This window comes from Prevotella sp. khp1, assembly GCF_900102205.1.
Lineage (GTDB): Bacteria > Bacteroidota > Bacteroidia > Bacteroidales > Bacteroidaceae > Prevotella > Prevotella ruminicola.
The window spans coordinates 715,840-731,988 of record NZ_FNJZ01000001.1; the positions used below are offsets into that span (position 1 = coordinate 715,840).

Below are 16,149 nucleotides of genomic sequence, written 5' to 3' on the forward strand. Positions count from 1 at the left end.
TGCCTAAAAAAAACTACTTGCTACCGATGTAGAGGAATACCATTCCAAGGAGCACAAGCGCCAAGTCGAAGGCTTTGGCCTTGAGATTCTTCTCGTGGAAGAACATAGCACCAAACGTAAAGCTTACAATCACGCTACCACGACGAATCATCGATACGATAGAAATCATGGCCTCGGGCAACGAGAGTGAATAAAAGTACATGAAGTCGGCGATGCTCAGAAACAGACTCACACCCACAATCGACCACGACCAATGGAACGGCGTTGTCTGCTCGTGCTTAGGCCACCACAGCAACCACAGCATAGCACCCATCATTAAACACTGGTAGATGTTATACCACGACTGCACCATCATGCGGTCCAAGCCCACGCCGCCATTCTCTACAGGCGCCATCAGGAACTTGTCGTACAAACCGCTCACGGCACCCAGTATGGCAGCACCTACAATCATAAATATCCAGTTGTTGTGCTTAAAGTCGATGCCCTCCTTCTTGCCGCTACGACTCAGCAGCAGGAACGAGGCAATGGCCAGCAGCACACCTATCCATTGCCAATGGTTCAGGCGCTCGCCAAACACCAGCAGCGCACCCACCAGCACCATCACCGGACGTGTGGCGTTGATAGGACCCACAATCGTAAGTGGCAGATGCTTCATGCCGAAATAGCCCAGAATCCAGCTCGACAGCACGATGAGCGACTTGAGCAGGATATACTTGTGCATATCCCAACCGCCTGCCGACACATGGAATATACTGCCATCAAGCACCTGAGTAGAACCACTCAACACTATAAATGGCAGGAAAAACAAACTTGAAAACAACGTATTGAGAAACAGCACGGGAATAACCGCATTACCCTTCAGGGCCTGTTTCTTTAATGAATCATAGCAGCCCAACAAAGCTGCCGACATAAACGCCAATAATAACCACATAATCTGTTATCCTAAAAACTTCAATTTTTCAATTCTTCAATCTTCAATTTTCAATATTTCACATCCTCAAGGAACAAGGCGTTACCAGGCATCGACTCGCCTGCATCGCTTCGGCGCTTGCCCTCAATCACACTTCGGAACTCATCAAGCGAGAGTCGACCACGACCCACATCTACCAGCGTACCCACCACGGCTCGGACCATATTACGCAAAAAACGGTTGGCCGTAATCACAAAGTACCAGGTAGTATCGCCTGTTTGTATCCACTCGGCACGGGTTACATTACAAAGGGTGGTCTTCACATCGCTATGCGCCTTGCAGAAAGCACCAAAATCCTCGTAGGTACAGAGGATACGACCAGCCTCGTTCATCTTCTCGAAATCGAGCGGATAGTGAATCTCGCACGAGTAATGGCGCTCGAACGGACTCTTACGCGTGTGTATATAATAATGGTACGTACGCTCGGTAGCCGAGAAACGGGCATGCATATCGAGCGACACCTCCTCTATCCTATCAACCACGATATCCTGTGGCAGCATGCGGTTCATCTTATAAGCCAGTTGCTTACAGTCGACGTCTTGCTCGACTTCAAAATGCGCCGCCATCACACGGGCATGCACACCTGCATCGGTTCGACCAGCGCCTGTAATACTAATATCCTGTCGGAGTAAGGTTGAGAGCACCCTTTGCAGCTCGCCCTGAACGGATATACCGTTAGGCTGCACCTGCCAACCATGATAGTTGGTACCATCATAACTCAACCAAATAAAATATCTTTTTACCATCTGTTATCAAAACCATTTCGCTGATTCCACACACTCAGCTGAAAACTGAAGTTAGGATTCACGTTATATTTCACCATAGCGCCAATCTTGTCGCCAAGATCATCACCAAGCCACCACATGTTCTGTAGCGGCATGCGAGGTTGCATCATCGACTTCTGTGCAAAAATGCCTGCCTCCCAATGCTCATCAAAGCGATAATTCAGCATAGCCGTCAGTCCGGCATCCTTCATCTGATGGCGCCCATAGTCCAGAAACGAGCTATAGCCGCCTATCGAGAACGAGAGTTTAGGCATCAACTGCCCAGCATACATGACAGCCGCACTATTGGCAAAGCCGCTGCTGGCATGTTTGCCCACCCCAAAGATGGCCGAAGCCGAAAACGACGCATTCAGTCCGGGATGCAGCTCCCAGTTACCCAAACTGGTGTACATCGGTCCTATATACGGATAGGTGGCTATGGTGCCACGATACGTTAGCGGGGGTAACGAGAAGGTGGTATCGGGCTGTAGCAACACACCACGCTCTGCCTCCTGCGCCTTGAGGCAGGTGGCGAAACAAACTAATGCGATGACCAACCACTTTCTCATATCTAATCCGTTATGTGTAAATGCCGGCGCGTCTCACGCAGCTGATGACCATATACCAGGCACGCCATACCAAAATAGAAAGCCACCTGAACCCAAAGACAGCGCAACTCGGAAGTAACATCACCAATACTGGCGCCCATACTGTTTAATCGCAGATAGGCTCTGACACCAAAAGTACTGGGGAAAATCCACGACACGCCCTGCCATGCACCAGGAATATTGCTTTGCGGCCACGAAACACCCGTCAGGAACAGCAACGGCAACGAGATGAACACCATCAGCAGAATCACATTCTCGCGATAGCGCACCATGCACGAAACCGTCATGCCAAAGAAGACACAGGCCAACAGATAAGGCACCATGAGAGCCATCAGATTCTGCCAAGGAGCCAACTGCATAAAACCAAACAGCTTTGGCACCACCGCTACCAGATAAGTGCCCATAACAGCATACACCATCAGATAGCAAAGCGCTTTACCACCTACGATACGATAGATGCCCGAATAAGCGGGATGAGCAGGTACCAGATCGCCATCAGGATTTGACTCGCGAGCCGTACCGGCAGCCAGTCCGATGCCAAGCGCCAACGTCTGCTGGATAATCAGCATCAGCACGGCAGGCAAAACCGATGTACCATAACCACCTTGGGGATTAAACATCGGCACCTCCTCTACTTCGAGCGGACTAACGGTTATCACATCCTCGCGCGCAGTATAGTTGCCAGCCAGCGCCACCTGCATCTGCGCCCCCATCTTGGTGCTCACAGCCATCGCCGTCTGATAAATAGCTTTATAGGTAAGCATCAGCGCCATATCACAATACACGCTAATGGTGGATTGCTCCATGCGATTCAGCTTCGTGGCAAAATCCTCGGGAATATAATAGATACCCTTTGCTACCTGCCGACTCACTAAGCTTTTTGCTTCGTCTAAATCTAATGCATGACTAATCACCTTCACATCGGGCGAAGCATCGCACATGCGGATAAACTGGCGCGACTGATGCGAATGCGACATATCGACCACTACTACAGGCACCTCGCGAACGGTCTCATTATTATAAACCCACGAGTAAAGCAGCGGATAAACCAAAGGCACAATGACACAGAAAATCAGCACGCCCTCGTCGCGAAGCACCTGCTTGAACTCCTGTCGCCAGATATAAGCGGCATCATTTAAAGCCTGTATGATTTTATGGAATATAGACATAAGTGAGCATAGCATTTTTAACCTTACTGATAACAAACCAAGGCATCAGCGTGAAACCTATCAGCGCTACCAGATGGAACCAGGCATCAATAAGCGGATAGCCATTAAATACCGTTATCTGGAATAGCATATAATAATGGCGCAACGGGAATAGCCACGTGAGCGCCTGCAGAGGAGCATCCATACCCATAGCCGGGAAAGCAGAACCCGCCAGCGAGAAACTAAGAACGCCCCACAACGAACAGATACTCATGGACATGCGCAACGAAGGCATCAGGCCAAAGGCAAAGATACCGAATCCGATAGACCCAAACACGCCAAGTAAAGACAGGAGGACTACCATCATCCAACCGCCTACGTGTGGGAAATGGAGCACATGATAGATGTAGAACTGATAGAAAAACATCAGCAGCAAGAATACCAATATATGTGGCAGATACTTACCAATGATGGCTACAACTATCTTACCATCGGCCTTTTCGATCCACTCCTTACCACGATTGAACTTCAGTTCCATGCCCAACGAATAGGCAGATGTCAGAAACATAAAGAGCATCATCACACCAGGCACAAACACGGTAGAGAGATACACATTATAGTTTGACCAAGGATTGGCCACCTGATGCAGGTCGATACGGATGGGTTGCAAAAAAGCCTGAATCTGCTTGTCGGTAGCGCCTTTAGCACGCAACGTGGCCATACCTACAGCTGCTGAACCAAGGGTTGAAACGGTTTTCAAATCCTTCATCACCATCGAGCCGCCCGATAATGACACATTACTATAATAGAACGACACCTTGGGCCGACGAGCCGATATCAGATTACTGGTAGTGCCCTTGGGGAAATATAGGAATCCGTAGATCTCGTTTTCCTGCATAGCATGACGCGCCTCGGCAACCGACTGGAAATGAGCCACTACCCGCGAATTCTGAAAGCCATCGAGCTTACGAGTAAGCGCACGGGTAGTCGAGGTATTGTCGAGATCAACCACACCCACAGGCAAGTCCTGCGGCAGGCCATCGTCGAGCAGCGATGTAAAAAACACCATCGTCAACAGCGGGAAAACCACCATACAGAAGCCATACATGGGATTCTTTTTCAGAATCTTCATCTCACGCAAAGCTATCTCCCAGATTTGATTAAAACATTTCATCAATTAATGCTTAATCTTTAATGTTTAATGTTTAATCCTTAATAATCAAGCTCATGCCAGGGCGCAAGCCTTCCATCTTCTCAACCGGACGAGCTTTAACCTCAAAGGTTTTCAGGTCGTACTGACCATTAGCCTTGGTGGCCTTCCACACGGCATATGAACCCTGATCTTTCAGGTAGTAAACCTTCATCTTGATGATTTTATCGAACGCAGGCACATAGGCATTAACCTCACTACCCATCTGCATACCTTTCAGCTGATCCTCGCGAACATTGAATGTTCCCCAAAGATCCTGCATCACAGCTATCGACATGATGGGCGAACCAGTACCAACCAACTCACCTACCTTTGGATAAACATCAGAAACCTCGCCTTCCATCTGGGCCACCTGAACCGTCTCGTGAATATAAGAGTTAACCTCCTGCACGGCACCACGGGCACGCCCCACCTGAGCAGCAGCAGCCATCTTATCCTCGCGACGTGCACCATTCACAGCCATATCATATTGACTCTGAGCAGCTTTTACCTGAGCCTCCATGGCCTTATAATTGGCAAAAGCCTCGTCGCGTTTCTGGGCACTCATCACGCCCTCGTCGAACAGGCGCTGCACACGATTGTAAGATTTCTCTGCAATCTCAAGTCCTGCCTTAGCCTGCTGAAGAACAGAGAAAGCACCCTGAATCTGCTCTTTGCGAGCACCATTCTGAGCCTTCAACTCCAAAGCCGCAGCGGCGCTCTCGGCGCTTTGGGCTTGTTCCATCTTGGCACGCACCTCAGGGGCATCAAGTATAGCAAGTGTATCACCCACCTTTACATAGTCGCCCTCTTTTACGCGAAGTTCAAGAATACGACCTGGCACCTTGCTAGATACACGGTACTCTGTAACCTCTACCTGTCCCTGGATAATGTCTGGATCACGATCCAGCGCAAAGAATCCAATCAATGCCACGATAACCACAACTGTAGCAAAACCTAAAATAGCAAGCAGTATGTTGTTATGCTGGCGTTTAGCTTGTTCTGTCATAATATCTTTTATTCTAATGTGCCAAGGGCCTTCTGCAGGTCAACCTGACTAAGTTTAACATCAATTTCTGCATCAATTTTCTGCGACTGAGCCTGCAGCCAAGCTGTCTGAGCCTCCATCACAACGGTAGGACTGATAACACCCTCCTGGAATCCCAGGTTAGCGGTACGCAGGTTCTCGTCGGCGCGCTGGATATTCTTCTGCGCCATGGTCAGCTTCTTGTTAGCCTCGTCAACCTTAAAGGTGGTCTGGTTAACCTGAAGCTCAATCTTTTCGCGAGCCTCGTCGAGTTCGAGGGTTGCGATGGCAGTAGCGCCTTTCGAAGCACGAACCTTATACATCACATCGCCCCAGTTCCAGATGGGCACACGAACGATAACGCCCAGATGCCAGAAGCCTGCGAACTTCTTTTCGAAACCATTCAGCACGTTAGGATTGCTAACAGCGTAACCACCCATGAGCGCTACTTGAGGCAGGTTTGCAGCCTTGAGCACGTTGGTGGCCTGCTTACTCAGGTCGACGGTATTCTGCAGCATCTTCAACTCTGGGCGATGGGCCACAGCATTCTCCACATCCAACTGTGGGGTGAGCTCTACTACAGCAATATTATCGGCCTGCTCGTCCTGAAGAATCACAGACTCGTTCAAGGGCAGTCCGCACAACTGATTGAGCAGCATACGCGAAAGTACCAAGCCGTCGTTCACCTTAGTCAGGGTCATCTCGGCCTCGTTCACCTTCACGTCAACACTCAGTCCGTCGCTACGTGTAGCCACGCCCTCGTCAATCATCTTATGTACATCGCTATCAAACTTCTTAACGAGTTCGAGATAGCTCTCGGCCAATGCCTTTTTATGATGGAGCGATACCACCTGCCAGTAGGCCTGATCAATCTGATACAGCGTGGCATGACGACGGGCATCCATCGAGTTCTTGGCCATCTCGGTGGTGATGTCGGCCATCTTATTGAGAGCTACGATAGCACCACCCATAAACACGGGTTGGGTAACCACAACCGAACCAGCAAAGATGTTACGGGTATCGGTACGGAAAGCATCTACGATGTTCTGGCCCTTCTGGTTCAAACCAGCTGTTACATTAGCCATATCCTGCGCCATCTGCATCTGGGCTGCTGGTGGCAACGTGGCTACCAACGAACCTAAAGTGTTTTGCAGGGTACCACCGACAAGAGTACCAAGACCACCCAAGGCAGCCTTCTGACCATCATTAAGAATAGATATCTCCTCGCTCGTAAACTCATAGGTACCTATAGCACTCACGTGGGGCAGGTATTTGGTGCGCGCCGACTTACGAGCATTCTCGGCCACATCCTGTTTAAGTTTGGAAATACCTAACTGCTTATTGTTTCTCAGCGCCATCTGTCGGCAACTGTCCAAGCTCAATATTCTTTGAGCCCCAACAGGCGTGATGACTGCCGAAAGCAGTAAAATTCCAAAAGTTTTTTTCATCATATCTCTTATTTAAAACTAAATGTCTTCGTTCCTATCATATTGCCATCCACAAAGATGCTTACACGGTAGTCGCCTGCCTCCAGCATCTGTGTCATGTTCCAATAAACGGTTACAGGGGTCTCCTCGCCTGTGTACTCAATCACCTTCTTAGCCGAACACTCGATGTTACGGTTCTCGTAAGCAAAGCTGCCGCCACCACTCAGGGTGTTACCGCCAGGGTTCTGGATACGTACATAAACGGTACGGTTACCATTCGATGCGGTTACGTTCTTGGTGATGGTGAAGTTTACGCGCATCTGCTTGCAATCCTTCAGTTTCTTGGCGGCTTTACCATTCTTACCCAGAATCTGCATCTGGATATTGGTAGCATCAAGCTGGGCAGCAATAGCCACCTTCTCCGAGAGCGATGCCTTCTCACTGTTCAAGCCTGCCACCTGGGCATTACGCTCGTTCAACTCAGCGTTTACACGACTGTTCTCGGCCTTCAGATTCTCGTTCAAACGGTTCAGCGAGTCAATCTGATACACATAATCGCGCAGCACCTCACGAACGGTTGCCAGTTCCTTCTTCAGTCGGGCAATCTCACGTGCGTCGCTGGCCTTTACCTGCTTCAGCTCTTCCAGCAACTTCTGAGTCTTCATCTGCTCCTCGGTCAGCTGGGCGATAATCGAGTCGTTGTTAATCTGCGTTTTCATCTCGCTATACTGCATGGTGAAACGCTCATATTCATTCTCCATTTCCTGCTTGTCGAGTTCGGCCAGTTCCTCCATATCCTGCACAACCTGTTTCTGTTCCTGCAGACTCAAAAACAACCATGTAGCAGCACCACAGAGTGCCAAAATTACAACAATCAGGGGTATTAAAACTTTCTTATTCATAACTTTCTTTATATTTTCGGGTGCAAATTTAGGTTATTTCATTGAAATAACAAAAAATTTTATGTTTCAAACATTTAAGCAACATTAAAAATTAGAAAAATAGCGTGATTTAGACCAATTTTTGAAGTTTACACCTTAATTATTTGGAACGTAACAATAAAAAATGTATATTTGCCACATCATTTTACAACAATCTGTATGAGTAAGAACAACTTTTTCAGCAAGGTGTTCCGTCTGTATTACGATGGGTTCCGCTCGATGACGCTCGGCAAAACGCTTTGGGCCATCATCCTCATCAAATTGTTTATAATCTTTGCGGTACTCAAAGTGTTTTTCTTCCCCGATTTCCTGAAGACGCATGCCGATGGGCATGAGGCGGAGTACGTAGCGGGGCAGCTGTTGGACATGAAAGATTAAACATTAAACATGAAACATTAAAGATTAAACATTAAATATTAAACATTATAGTTATGCTACAAAACCTATTACTAAACATTGATGCCGGAACGATCGACTGGTCGAGAGCACAATTTGCGCTGACGGCAATCTACCACTGGCTCTTCGTGCCTCTGACGCTGGGTTTGGCGGTTATCATGGGTATTGTTGAGACCAAGTATTACCAAACAAAAGATGAGTTCTGGAAAGAGGCTGCAAAGTTCTGGCAGAAGCTTTTCGGTATCAACTTCGCCATGGGTGTGGCCACAGGTATCATCCTCGAGTTTGAGTTTGGTACCAACTGGAGTAACTACTCGTGGTTTGTAGGCGACATTTTTGGTGCCCCGCTGGCCGTTGAGGGTATTGTGGCTTTCTTTATGGAGAGTACCTTTGTGGCCGTGATGTACTTTGGATGGAAAAAGGTTTCGCCAGGCTTCCACTTGGCATCAACGTGGCTTACTGGCTTAGGTGCTACGATATCGGCTTGGTGGATTTTGGTGGCCAACGCGTGGATGCAGTACCCCGTAGGTTGCGAGTTCAACCCCGACACCATGCGTAACGAGATGGTATCGTTTGCCGAAGTGGCCCTCTCGCCCTTCGCCATCTCTAAGTTCTGCCACACCGTTACCTCATCGTGGATTATCGGCGGCATCTTCTGTGTAGGCGTTTGCTGCTGGTATCTGATGAAGAAACGTCACACACGTCTGGCTGTAGAGAGTATGAAGATTGGTGCAGGCGTAGGTTTGGTGGCCGCTCTGTTGGCAGGTGCTACTGGTCATAAGTCGGGTATGGATGTGGCCGAGGTGCAGCCCATGAAGCTGGCTGCGATGGAGGCACTTTACGATGGTGGAACCGAACAAGGCCTGAAGCTGATTGAGGGCATCGAGGTGCCTTACGGACTGAGCATCATGGCTACCAACGATCCTAAGGGATATGTGCCAGGCATTAACGACTTGCTGAACGGCTATACCACTCCCGATGGCAAGACCGAGCCAAGTGCCGACGAGAAGATAGCACGAGGCAAGAAGGCCATCGAGGCACTCGCCGCCTATCGCAAAGCCAAAGCCGAAGGAGCTCCCGACTCAACTATCAACTATCAATTGTCAATTATCAATTCAAACATGAAGTACTTCGGCTACGGCTATGTAAAGGATAAGGCCGACCTGGTACCACCTGTTCTGGTAAACTTCTGGGCATTTAGAGTGATGGTTGGTGTGGGTTGCTTGTTCATCCTGTTCTTTGCCGTTATCTTGGCTGTAACCTACAAGTTCCCCAAGGCTCTGTTCAAGAAGTACGACATTACCGCCCTACCCGCCTGGCATTATTGGGTAGCCATCCTGCTTATCCCGCTAGCCTATATCGGTTCAGAGTGCGGCTGGTTGGTAGCCGAGTTCGGACGCCAGCCTTGGACCATCCAGGATATGCTGCCCACATGGGCATCGGTGAGCGATCTGCAGTCGTCGAGCGTCATCATTACGTTCTTCCTGTTCCTCGTACTCTTCACCACCATGCTGGCGGTTGAGATAAATATTTTACTAAAACAAATTAAGAAAGGACCAGAGTTATGACATACGATTTCTTACAACATTATTGGTGTTTTATCGTTTCGCTGTTAGGAGCGATACTGGTATTTTTGCTTTTTGTTCAGGGAGCCAATTCTGTAGCCCGCTCGTTGGGTCGTACGGAGGAGGGACGCCGACTGGTGTATAACTCTACTGGTCGCAAGTGGGAGTTCACATTCACCACACTTGTTACCTTTGGTGGTGCGTTCTTTGCCTCGTTCCCATTATTCTACTCTACCAGCTTCGGCGGTGCCTATTGGTTGTGGATGATTATCCTGTTTACTTTTGTGCTGCAAGCCGTGAGCTACGAGTTCCAGAATAAGATTGGTAACTTCTTGGGGCCCAAGACTTTCCAATTCTTCCTTACACTAAATGGTATCATTGGTCCCCTGCTGTTGGGTGGTGCTGTTGCCACCTTCTTCGAGGGGTCTAACTTTATCATCGCTAAGGACAATCTGGTTGATGCTGGAGCCATCACTCCTATCATCAGTCGTTGGGCCAACGCCTCGCACGGACTGGATGCCTTGCTGAATCCTTGGGTATTAGTATTAGGCTTTGCGGTGGTGTTCTTGGCACGTGTTTTAGGCATTTTATATGTAATGAACAACGTAGCCGACGAGGATATACGCTCGCGTGGCAGCGTACGATTGGTGGGTGCAGCTGTACCTTTCCTGCTGCTGTTTGTAGCCTATCTGGTACACGTACTGCTGAAGGACGGTTTTGCTTATAACAACGAGGGAATCATCTACATGGAACCATACAAATATCTGAACAATTTCCTGGAGATGTGGTATCTGTTGGTATTATTATTAATAGGTGTAGTATTGGTGCTGTTTGGTATTGGTAAGACCATCTTCAGTAAGGGGTATAATGGTGGCATCTGGCCTGCAGGCATAGGTACTGTGCTAACCGTTCTGGCACTCTTGCTCAGCTGTGCCTGGAACCATACTGCTTATTATCCTTCGACAGCCGACTTGCAGAGTTCGCTCACCTTGGTTAACTCCTGCTCAAGCGAGTTCACCTTGCGCACCATGTTCTATGTATCGCTGTTAGTACCATTTGTACTGGCCTACATCATCTACGCCTGGCGCGCTATCGACAAGAAAAAAATCACCAAGGAAGAACTCCAAGGTGATGACCACGCTTACTAATTATTAGGCACGGATTACACGGCTCTTTTATAAAGAAACACGGCTTTAGCATTGTAACTAAGGCCGTGTTTTAAATTTATTTAAGCCGTGTAAATCCGTGCCTAAAAGAACTACTTGAACAACTCATCGAGAAACGTGTAGAAAGCGGGATCCTCGCCTACTACCGTTCTTACAAGTTTACCATCAGGATCGATGATAACCTTTGTGGGGAAACCTTCGATGCTATACTGCGAAGCAATAGTCTGCAGCTGCTCATCAGGACAACGCACCTGCAACCAAGGCAACTGGTACTCATCAACGGCAGCTCGCCACTTTTCCTCAGTATCGCGGCAGTCAACACCTAATATCTCCATCTTGTCCTTATACTTTGTATAAGCCTCTTTCATTTTGGGAATACCACGAATGCACCAAACGCACCATGACCCCCAGAAGTCGAGTACTACATATTTGCCACGCAGCGACGACAGTTTGGTAGTAGATCCCTGCAGATTAGGCAATTCAAAGTCGGGTGCCAGTTCGCCATCCACAGCCACCTCGGTAGCCTCTGCGGCAGGGGCAGCTGCCTTTGGTTTGTTGGCACACGAGGCAGCCATCAATGTGATGGCCACCCCCAGAAAAGTAACGGTTAAAACGGATTTCTTCATAAAGTCTAATTGTTAATGTTTAATATTTAATTTTTAATGTTTAATCTTTAATGTTTAATGTTTCTTGTAGCACTCGAAAATAGCATCCACGCGGGCCTTCGACATCTGATGGGTAAACATACTTACCAACCAAACCACAGGGAAACCGCCTACCATGGCAATGGCACCACAGTTAATGGGGTTGATGGGGTTACCAGCCAGCATATTTACTACAGTAAGTCCAACACCCCACACGAAGCAAGCCCACACGCTCATGGTGGTGATGCGACGTGAATACAAACCCAGCATAAATGGTGCCAGGAATGCACCTGCCAAAGCACCCCACGAAATACCCATCAGCTGGGCAATAAACGTTGGTGGGTTAAGGGCGATGAGCAGCGAGATGGCGATAAAGAACATAATGAGCACGCGCATCACGATTACCTTACGACGCTCAACCTTCTCGGATACGATATCGTTAATCTCGCCATCCTCTACCTCGCCTGGCAACGCTTTCTTATCGCGATAAATCAGGTCGAGTGTCATGGTGCTTGATGAGGTGAGCACCAACGAAGCCAAGGTTGACATCGAAGCACTCAGTACCAGCAATACAACGAGGGCAATCAGAATATCGGGCAATGTTACCAGCATCGAAGGCACAATCGAGTCGAAAGCCAGCTTGCCATTAGGCAGCATGGGTGGTGTACCAAACAGGCGACCAAAACCACCTAAGAAGTAGCAGCCACCAGCCACAATAAAGGCAAATACGGTTGAGATAACGGTACCACGCTTGATGGCGCTCTCATCGGTAATCGAATAGAACTTACCCACCATCTGTGGCAGTCCCATCGTACCAAGTGATGTTAGGACAACTACCCCCAACAAGCCCCAGGGATCGGGACCGAACAGCGTAGCAAAACCACCATTCACCGTTGGGTCGGCATCTGATGGCATAGCAGCCAGCTTGTCGACAGCAGCCACCAAACCGCCCTGCACGTTAAGCACAGCCACAATCACAGCCACAATACCAAACAGCATGATAATACCCTGAATAAAGTCGTTCATGGCTGTGGCTTTGTATCCACCCAGAATCACATATACAGCTGTGAGTATCGACATAATCACCACGCAATACTCGTAAGGAATACTGAATCCCATCTCGAACAAGCGCGAAATGCCGCTATATACACCAGCGGTATAGGGAATAAGGAATACAAAGGCGATGATTGATGCTGCCACACGCAAGCCCTGATCGTTAAAGCGGGTGCCAAAGAAATCAGGCATCGTGCGACTCTCGATATGTTGCGTCATCAGTTTGGTACGGCGACCTAAGATAAGCCACGCCAACAGCGAACCGATGATAGCGTTACCAATACCAATCCATGCCGACGACAATCCGTATTTCCAGCCAAACTGACCGGCATAACCTACGAACACAACAGCCGAGAAATAACTGGTTCCGAAGGCAAAGGCTGTGAGCCAAGGACCCACGGCACGACCGCCCAACACAAAACCTTCGACACTACTGGCCTGCTTACGGGTGTAAAGTCCTACCCCAATCATCACGGCCAGAAATATAACTGTAAAAAGTATCTTGATAATCATAATTAATTCTCAATGTTTAATCTTTAATCTTTAATGTTTCATGTTTAATGTCAGAAGGCCACCTGCATCTGAGCCTGCACCCAGTTGTAGTCCTTACTGCTGATATTCTCGCCACACAGGCAACGGGTGTACTGCAGCTGCATACGGCACTTTTTGTAGAACCAGTACTGCAGACCGATGGTGAGATTAGTCTGATCCCATCCCTCTACCTTGGTGTTACGATCATAGGTCTCGCCACTTGCCACGATATCGAGGGCATCAACCACAGGTATGCAGGTTGTCACGTAACCACCTCGGCTACCCACCTTTCCATCCTGTCCGCCTAACCACTCGGCACGTATCGATGCTGGGCGCGCCTCTTTATATTTACCACCCGTATAGGCCTGTGTTTTGTACTCAGCACCTATGCTGTAGCGATTACGCTTATAGTTATCGCCCACCTGTATATCAGGGTTCCACTTGGCTGTACCCACGGCACAACCTGTACCCAGATAACCTGATGCCACCACGCGGAAGCCATCTACAGGGCGAAGTTCCAACTTGGCAATAAAGTCTTTCTGATTGTTCAGGTCCTTACGATTGATACCCTGACCACTCATCAGCGCCAGTTCGTAGTGCAGCACGCCTTTAGCCAGATCGCCATAAACCTCCAATCCCATATCACGACCGTAGTTTACGCCATTCAGCGGGTCGGGTCCCTCGCCTGCCAGATACAATACTGCCTGCGAGTACACATCCACCAGCTCCAGCTGCGTAGGACTCATGGGGTTCTCCATCGTGTACGAGTGTTTAAACTGTCCTAAACGCACCGTCAACTCGTTACCTTTTGATAAACGATAATCGGTGTAGAACTCTTGAACCACGCTCGAGAAGTCGTGCATAAACATAAACGACCATCTGTCGGTGATTCGGGCCTTAGCCCAAAGCAACGTACGTTTTAGGTTGTAAGCATTGGTTTTCTGCCCATTAGGATCTTGGTAACTCCATCCACCTTGAGCATAACCATTCAGAGTAATACGACTGGTAAAATCCTTCATCCAGTCGATGTCGCTGTCTTTCTGCTGTGCGTTAGCCATGGTGCACAATCCCATTGCTGCCAGAATAGCAAGCGTTCTCAATTTGCAAGTTTTACGTTTCATTTAGTCATCTTTTTCTGATTATTTAGTTCCTTGCGGCAGCAAAAATACTACTTTTCTTTCAATTTGCCAAAAATATTCGCAAATTTCTTATAGAATTTTATATTTATGCATCATTTTTCTACCAGTTGTAGTACCTATACAAATCAAAAGTGGCTCGTTTCACAACGAACCACTTTCTCAAAAAATTACTTAAAAAACTAAATTAATCAACCATAAACCTTAACCATTAAAATCTTTTTCTGCTGCAAATATACGACAAGTTTTTGAAACAAACAAGAAAATTACCGTTAAATTTTGTTTATAAAGCGACTTTTAACGCTTTTTAGACATAAAATACGCCAAAAACAACAGTATTTTCACCCATTTCGTCGTCTACAGTTGAAAGAATCCACCTACGAATGTAGTTGAAACCCTCGCACCACGCTCTGCTCGAGCTGTAGTAACGTCGGTTCGATAGATATAAACCCCATCAGAAGTGGATACTGGCAGGTATACATTATTTCCCTCGGTTAAATATGCAAAACGTCGGCCGCCGTTGCCATTATGTACGGGTATGCCCTCTACATCGGTTACCGTCTGGTTCACCAGATCGATGATGCAGCACTTCAGGCTCTTATCGCCCCAGCGGTCGTTAGCTGTCTGTGGGTTCAGGGTGCTCACTTCGGCAAACACCAACCCATTGCCTACATAAGCCACGTGGGCTGGCTTCAAGCCACCTGTAAGTTCCTCGAAGTCGAAGAAGTAATCGGCGTCAAACTCAGTCTCGCCTTTGTTGATACGCAGAAAACCTGCGTGCTTGGTGCTCTGCGAGTAACCGTTAGAGATAGCCGAGTTCGACATCACGTACAGGTTATCGTTCTCGTCCTTCATCAAACCGTTAAACGCACCCCACGAGCCACCAGGGCCCACGCGGGTATCCTTCATCAGCTTAACAAACTGCATGTCGGGATAGCTGTAAACAGCCACAAAGCAAGTATCGGTATAAGCCGTCTCAAAGGTCATGCTGTTCATTGGGGTATAAGTTACATACAGATTGCCACCACTATACATCATACCTGTAATCGAGGGCCAGTCCAAGCGGTCGATAGGATCAACGGCAGTATCAGTATTCTTCGCAAGGATGGCAGCGGTGTTGGCATCAACGGTATAGAAAGTAAGCTGCGAACCGCTCTCCTTGTTGGTAGGCACCTCCAGTCCCACCATCGTGTTGGCATCTACCTGGCAGAATCCGCTCAGCGAATTATCGAACACAAACTCGCCCTGCTCCTTCAGCAAGCCGTCGACACCACGTACTACGGCTGTGGCGCTGGTAACGCCCATACCACCAATACAGAAGATGCTGTTACCACCCTTCTGGTAGTCGTGATAGCCATTCTGCTCAATGCCCTTGCCCACGGCATTAATGGTACCCTCCATCAGGTTATCGGTACTAACCACATAGTATGTGGTGTTACCATTCGCTGTTACGCCCAGACTCAGAACATAGGGGGCGTTAGGTGTTTCCTGCTCGGCTGCCAGGTCGTCTTCGCACGATGTCAGGACACCTACGGCCATAGCGGCCAATATGATAGAATTTCTAAAGTAAATTTTCATAACTTA

15 protein-coding genes are annotated in these 16,149 nt (G+C 48.3%); 3 read left to right on the forward strand and 12 right to left on the reverse strand.

Annotated elements, in window-relative coordinates:
• Positions 1 to 13: 13 nt before the first annotated feature.
• The 8 genes from BLR73_RS03085 to BLR73_RS03120 are packed head-to-tail and all read right to left on the reverse strand — an operon-like array spanning position 14 to position 8,035.
• The gene (locus BLR73_RS03085; protein ID WP_091858837.1) at positions 14 to 931 is read right to left on the reverse strand and encodes a DMT family transporter; all 918 of its coding nucleotides are present in this window, start codon (positions 929 to 931) and stop codon (positions 14 to 16) included.
• A gap of 50 nt (positions 932 to 981) precedes the next feature.
• Positions 982 to 1,716 carry a tRNA pseudouridine(38-40) synthase TruA gene (gene truA / locus BLR73_RS03090; protein ID WP_091858840.1) on the reverse strand — a complete coding sequence of 245 codons (735 nt, stop codon included), beginning with the start codon at positions 1,714 to 1,716 and terminating at the stop codon, positions 982 to 984.
• Positions 1,710 to 2,303 (reverse strand): hypothetical protein, encoded by a 594-nt coding sequence (locus tag BLR73_RS03095; RefSeq protein ID WP_091858843.1) that lies wholly within the window; start codon positions 2,301 to 2,303, stop codon positions 1,710 to 1,712. The genes truA and BLR73_RS03095 overlap by 7 nt, the downstream gene beginning before the upstream one ends.
• Positions 2,304 to 2,305: 2 nt before the next feature.
• Positions 2,306 to 3,511, reverse strand: a complete 1,206-nt coding sequence (locus tag BLR73_RS03100) for an ABC transporter permease (protein WP_091858846.1) — start codon at positions 3,509 to 3,511, stop codon at positions 2,306 to 2,308.
• Positions 3,495 to 4,664, reverse strand: coding sequence for an ABC transporter permease (locus tag BLR73_RS03105; RefSeq protein WP_091858848.1), 1,170 nt, complete (start codon positions 4,662 to 4,664; stop codon positions 3,495 to 3,497). Before BLR73_RS03105 ends, BLR73_RS03100 begins: the two co-directional genes overlap by 17 nt.
• A gap of 31 nt (positions 4,665 to 4,695) precedes the next feature.
• On the reverse strand, positions 4,696 to 5,688 hold the full coding sequence (locus BLR73_RS03110; protein WP_028913310.1) for an HlyD family secretion protein: 993 nt from the start codon (positions 5,686 to 5,688) through the stop codon (positions 4,696 to 4,698).
• Positions 5,689 to 5,696: 8 nt separating this feature from the next.
• The gene (locus tag BLR73_RS03115) at positions 5,697 to 7,154 is read right to left on the reverse strand and encodes a TolC family protein (protein ID WP_013065337.1); all 1,458 of its coding nucleotides are present in this window, start codon (positions 7,152 to 7,154) and stop codon (positions 5,697 to 5,699) included.
• Between the two features lie 8 nt (positions 7,155 to 7,162).
• Positions 7,163 to 8,035, reverse strand: coding sequence for a hypothetical protein (locus tag BLR73_RS03120; RefSeq protein ID WP_013064421.1), 873 nt, complete (start codon positions 8,033 to 8,035; stop codon positions 7,163 to 7,165).
• A gap of 198 nt (positions 8,036 to 8,233) precedes the next feature.
• On the opposite strand from BLR73_RS03120, the gene BLR73_RS03125 reads away from it, so the two are divergent.
• The 3 genes from BLR73_RS03125 to BLR73_RS03135 are packed head-to-tail and all read left to right on the forward strand — an operon-like array spanning position 8,234 to position 11,183.
• Complete coding sequence (locus BLR73_RS03125; protein WP_033150046.1) at positions 8,234 to 8,452, forward strand: DUF4492 domain-containing protein; 219 nt, start codon at positions 8,234 to 8,236, stop codon at positions 8,450 to 8,452.
• A 53-nt stretch (positions 8,453 to 8,505) separates the two neighbouring features.
• Positions 8,506 to 10,038, forward strand: a complete 1,533-nt coding sequence (locus tag BLR73_RS03130; RefSeq protein WP_013065568.1) for a cytochrome ubiquinol oxidase subunit I — start codon at positions 8,506 to 8,508, stop codon at positions 10,036 to 10,038.
• Entirely contained in the window at positions 10,035 to 11,183 is a 1,149-nt protein-coding gene (locus BLR73_RS03135; RefSeq protein WP_091858851.1) for a cytochrome d ubiquinol oxidase subunit II, read from the forward strand. The genes BLR73_RS03130 and BLR73_RS03135 overlap by 4 nt, the downstream gene beginning before the upstream one ends.
• 110 nt (positions 11,184 to 11,293) lie before the next feature.
• Here BLR73_RS03135 and BLR73_RS03140 read toward each other — a convergent pair whose 3' ends face one another.
• The 4 genes from BLR73_RS03140 to BLR73_RS03155 form a co-directional block, all read right to left on the reverse strand.
• Positions 11,294 to 11,827 (reverse strand): TlpA family protein disulfide reductase, encoded by a 534-nt coding sequence (locus BLR73_RS03140; RefSeq protein WP_338063373.1) that lies wholly within the window; start codon positions 11,825 to 11,827, stop codon positions 11,294 to 11,296.
• 54 nt (positions 11,828 to 11,881) lie between these two features.
• Complete coding sequence (locus tag BLR73_RS03145) at positions 11,882 to 13,411, reverse strand: sodium:solute symporter family transporter (protein WP_091858857.1); 1,530 nt, start codon at positions 13,409 to 13,411, stop codon at positions 11,882 to 11,884.
• A 50-nt stretch (positions 13,412 to 13,461) separates the two neighbouring features.
• The gene (locus BLR73_RS03150; RefSeq protein ID WP_013063054.1) at positions 13,462 to 14,550 is read right to left on the reverse strand and encodes a hypothetical protein; all 1,089 of its coding nucleotides are present in this window, start codon (positions 14,548 to 14,550) and stop codon (positions 13,462 to 13,464) included.
• Between the two features lie 372 nt (positions 14,551 to 14,922).
• Positions 14,923 to 16,143 (reverse strand): DUF4374 domain-containing protein, encoded by a 1,221-nt coding sequence (locus tag BLR73_RS03155; protein WP_091858860.1) that lies wholly within the window; start codon positions 16,141 to 16,143, stop codon positions 14,923 to 14,925.
• Between the last annotated feature and the right edge of the window lie 6 nt (positions 16,144 to 16,149).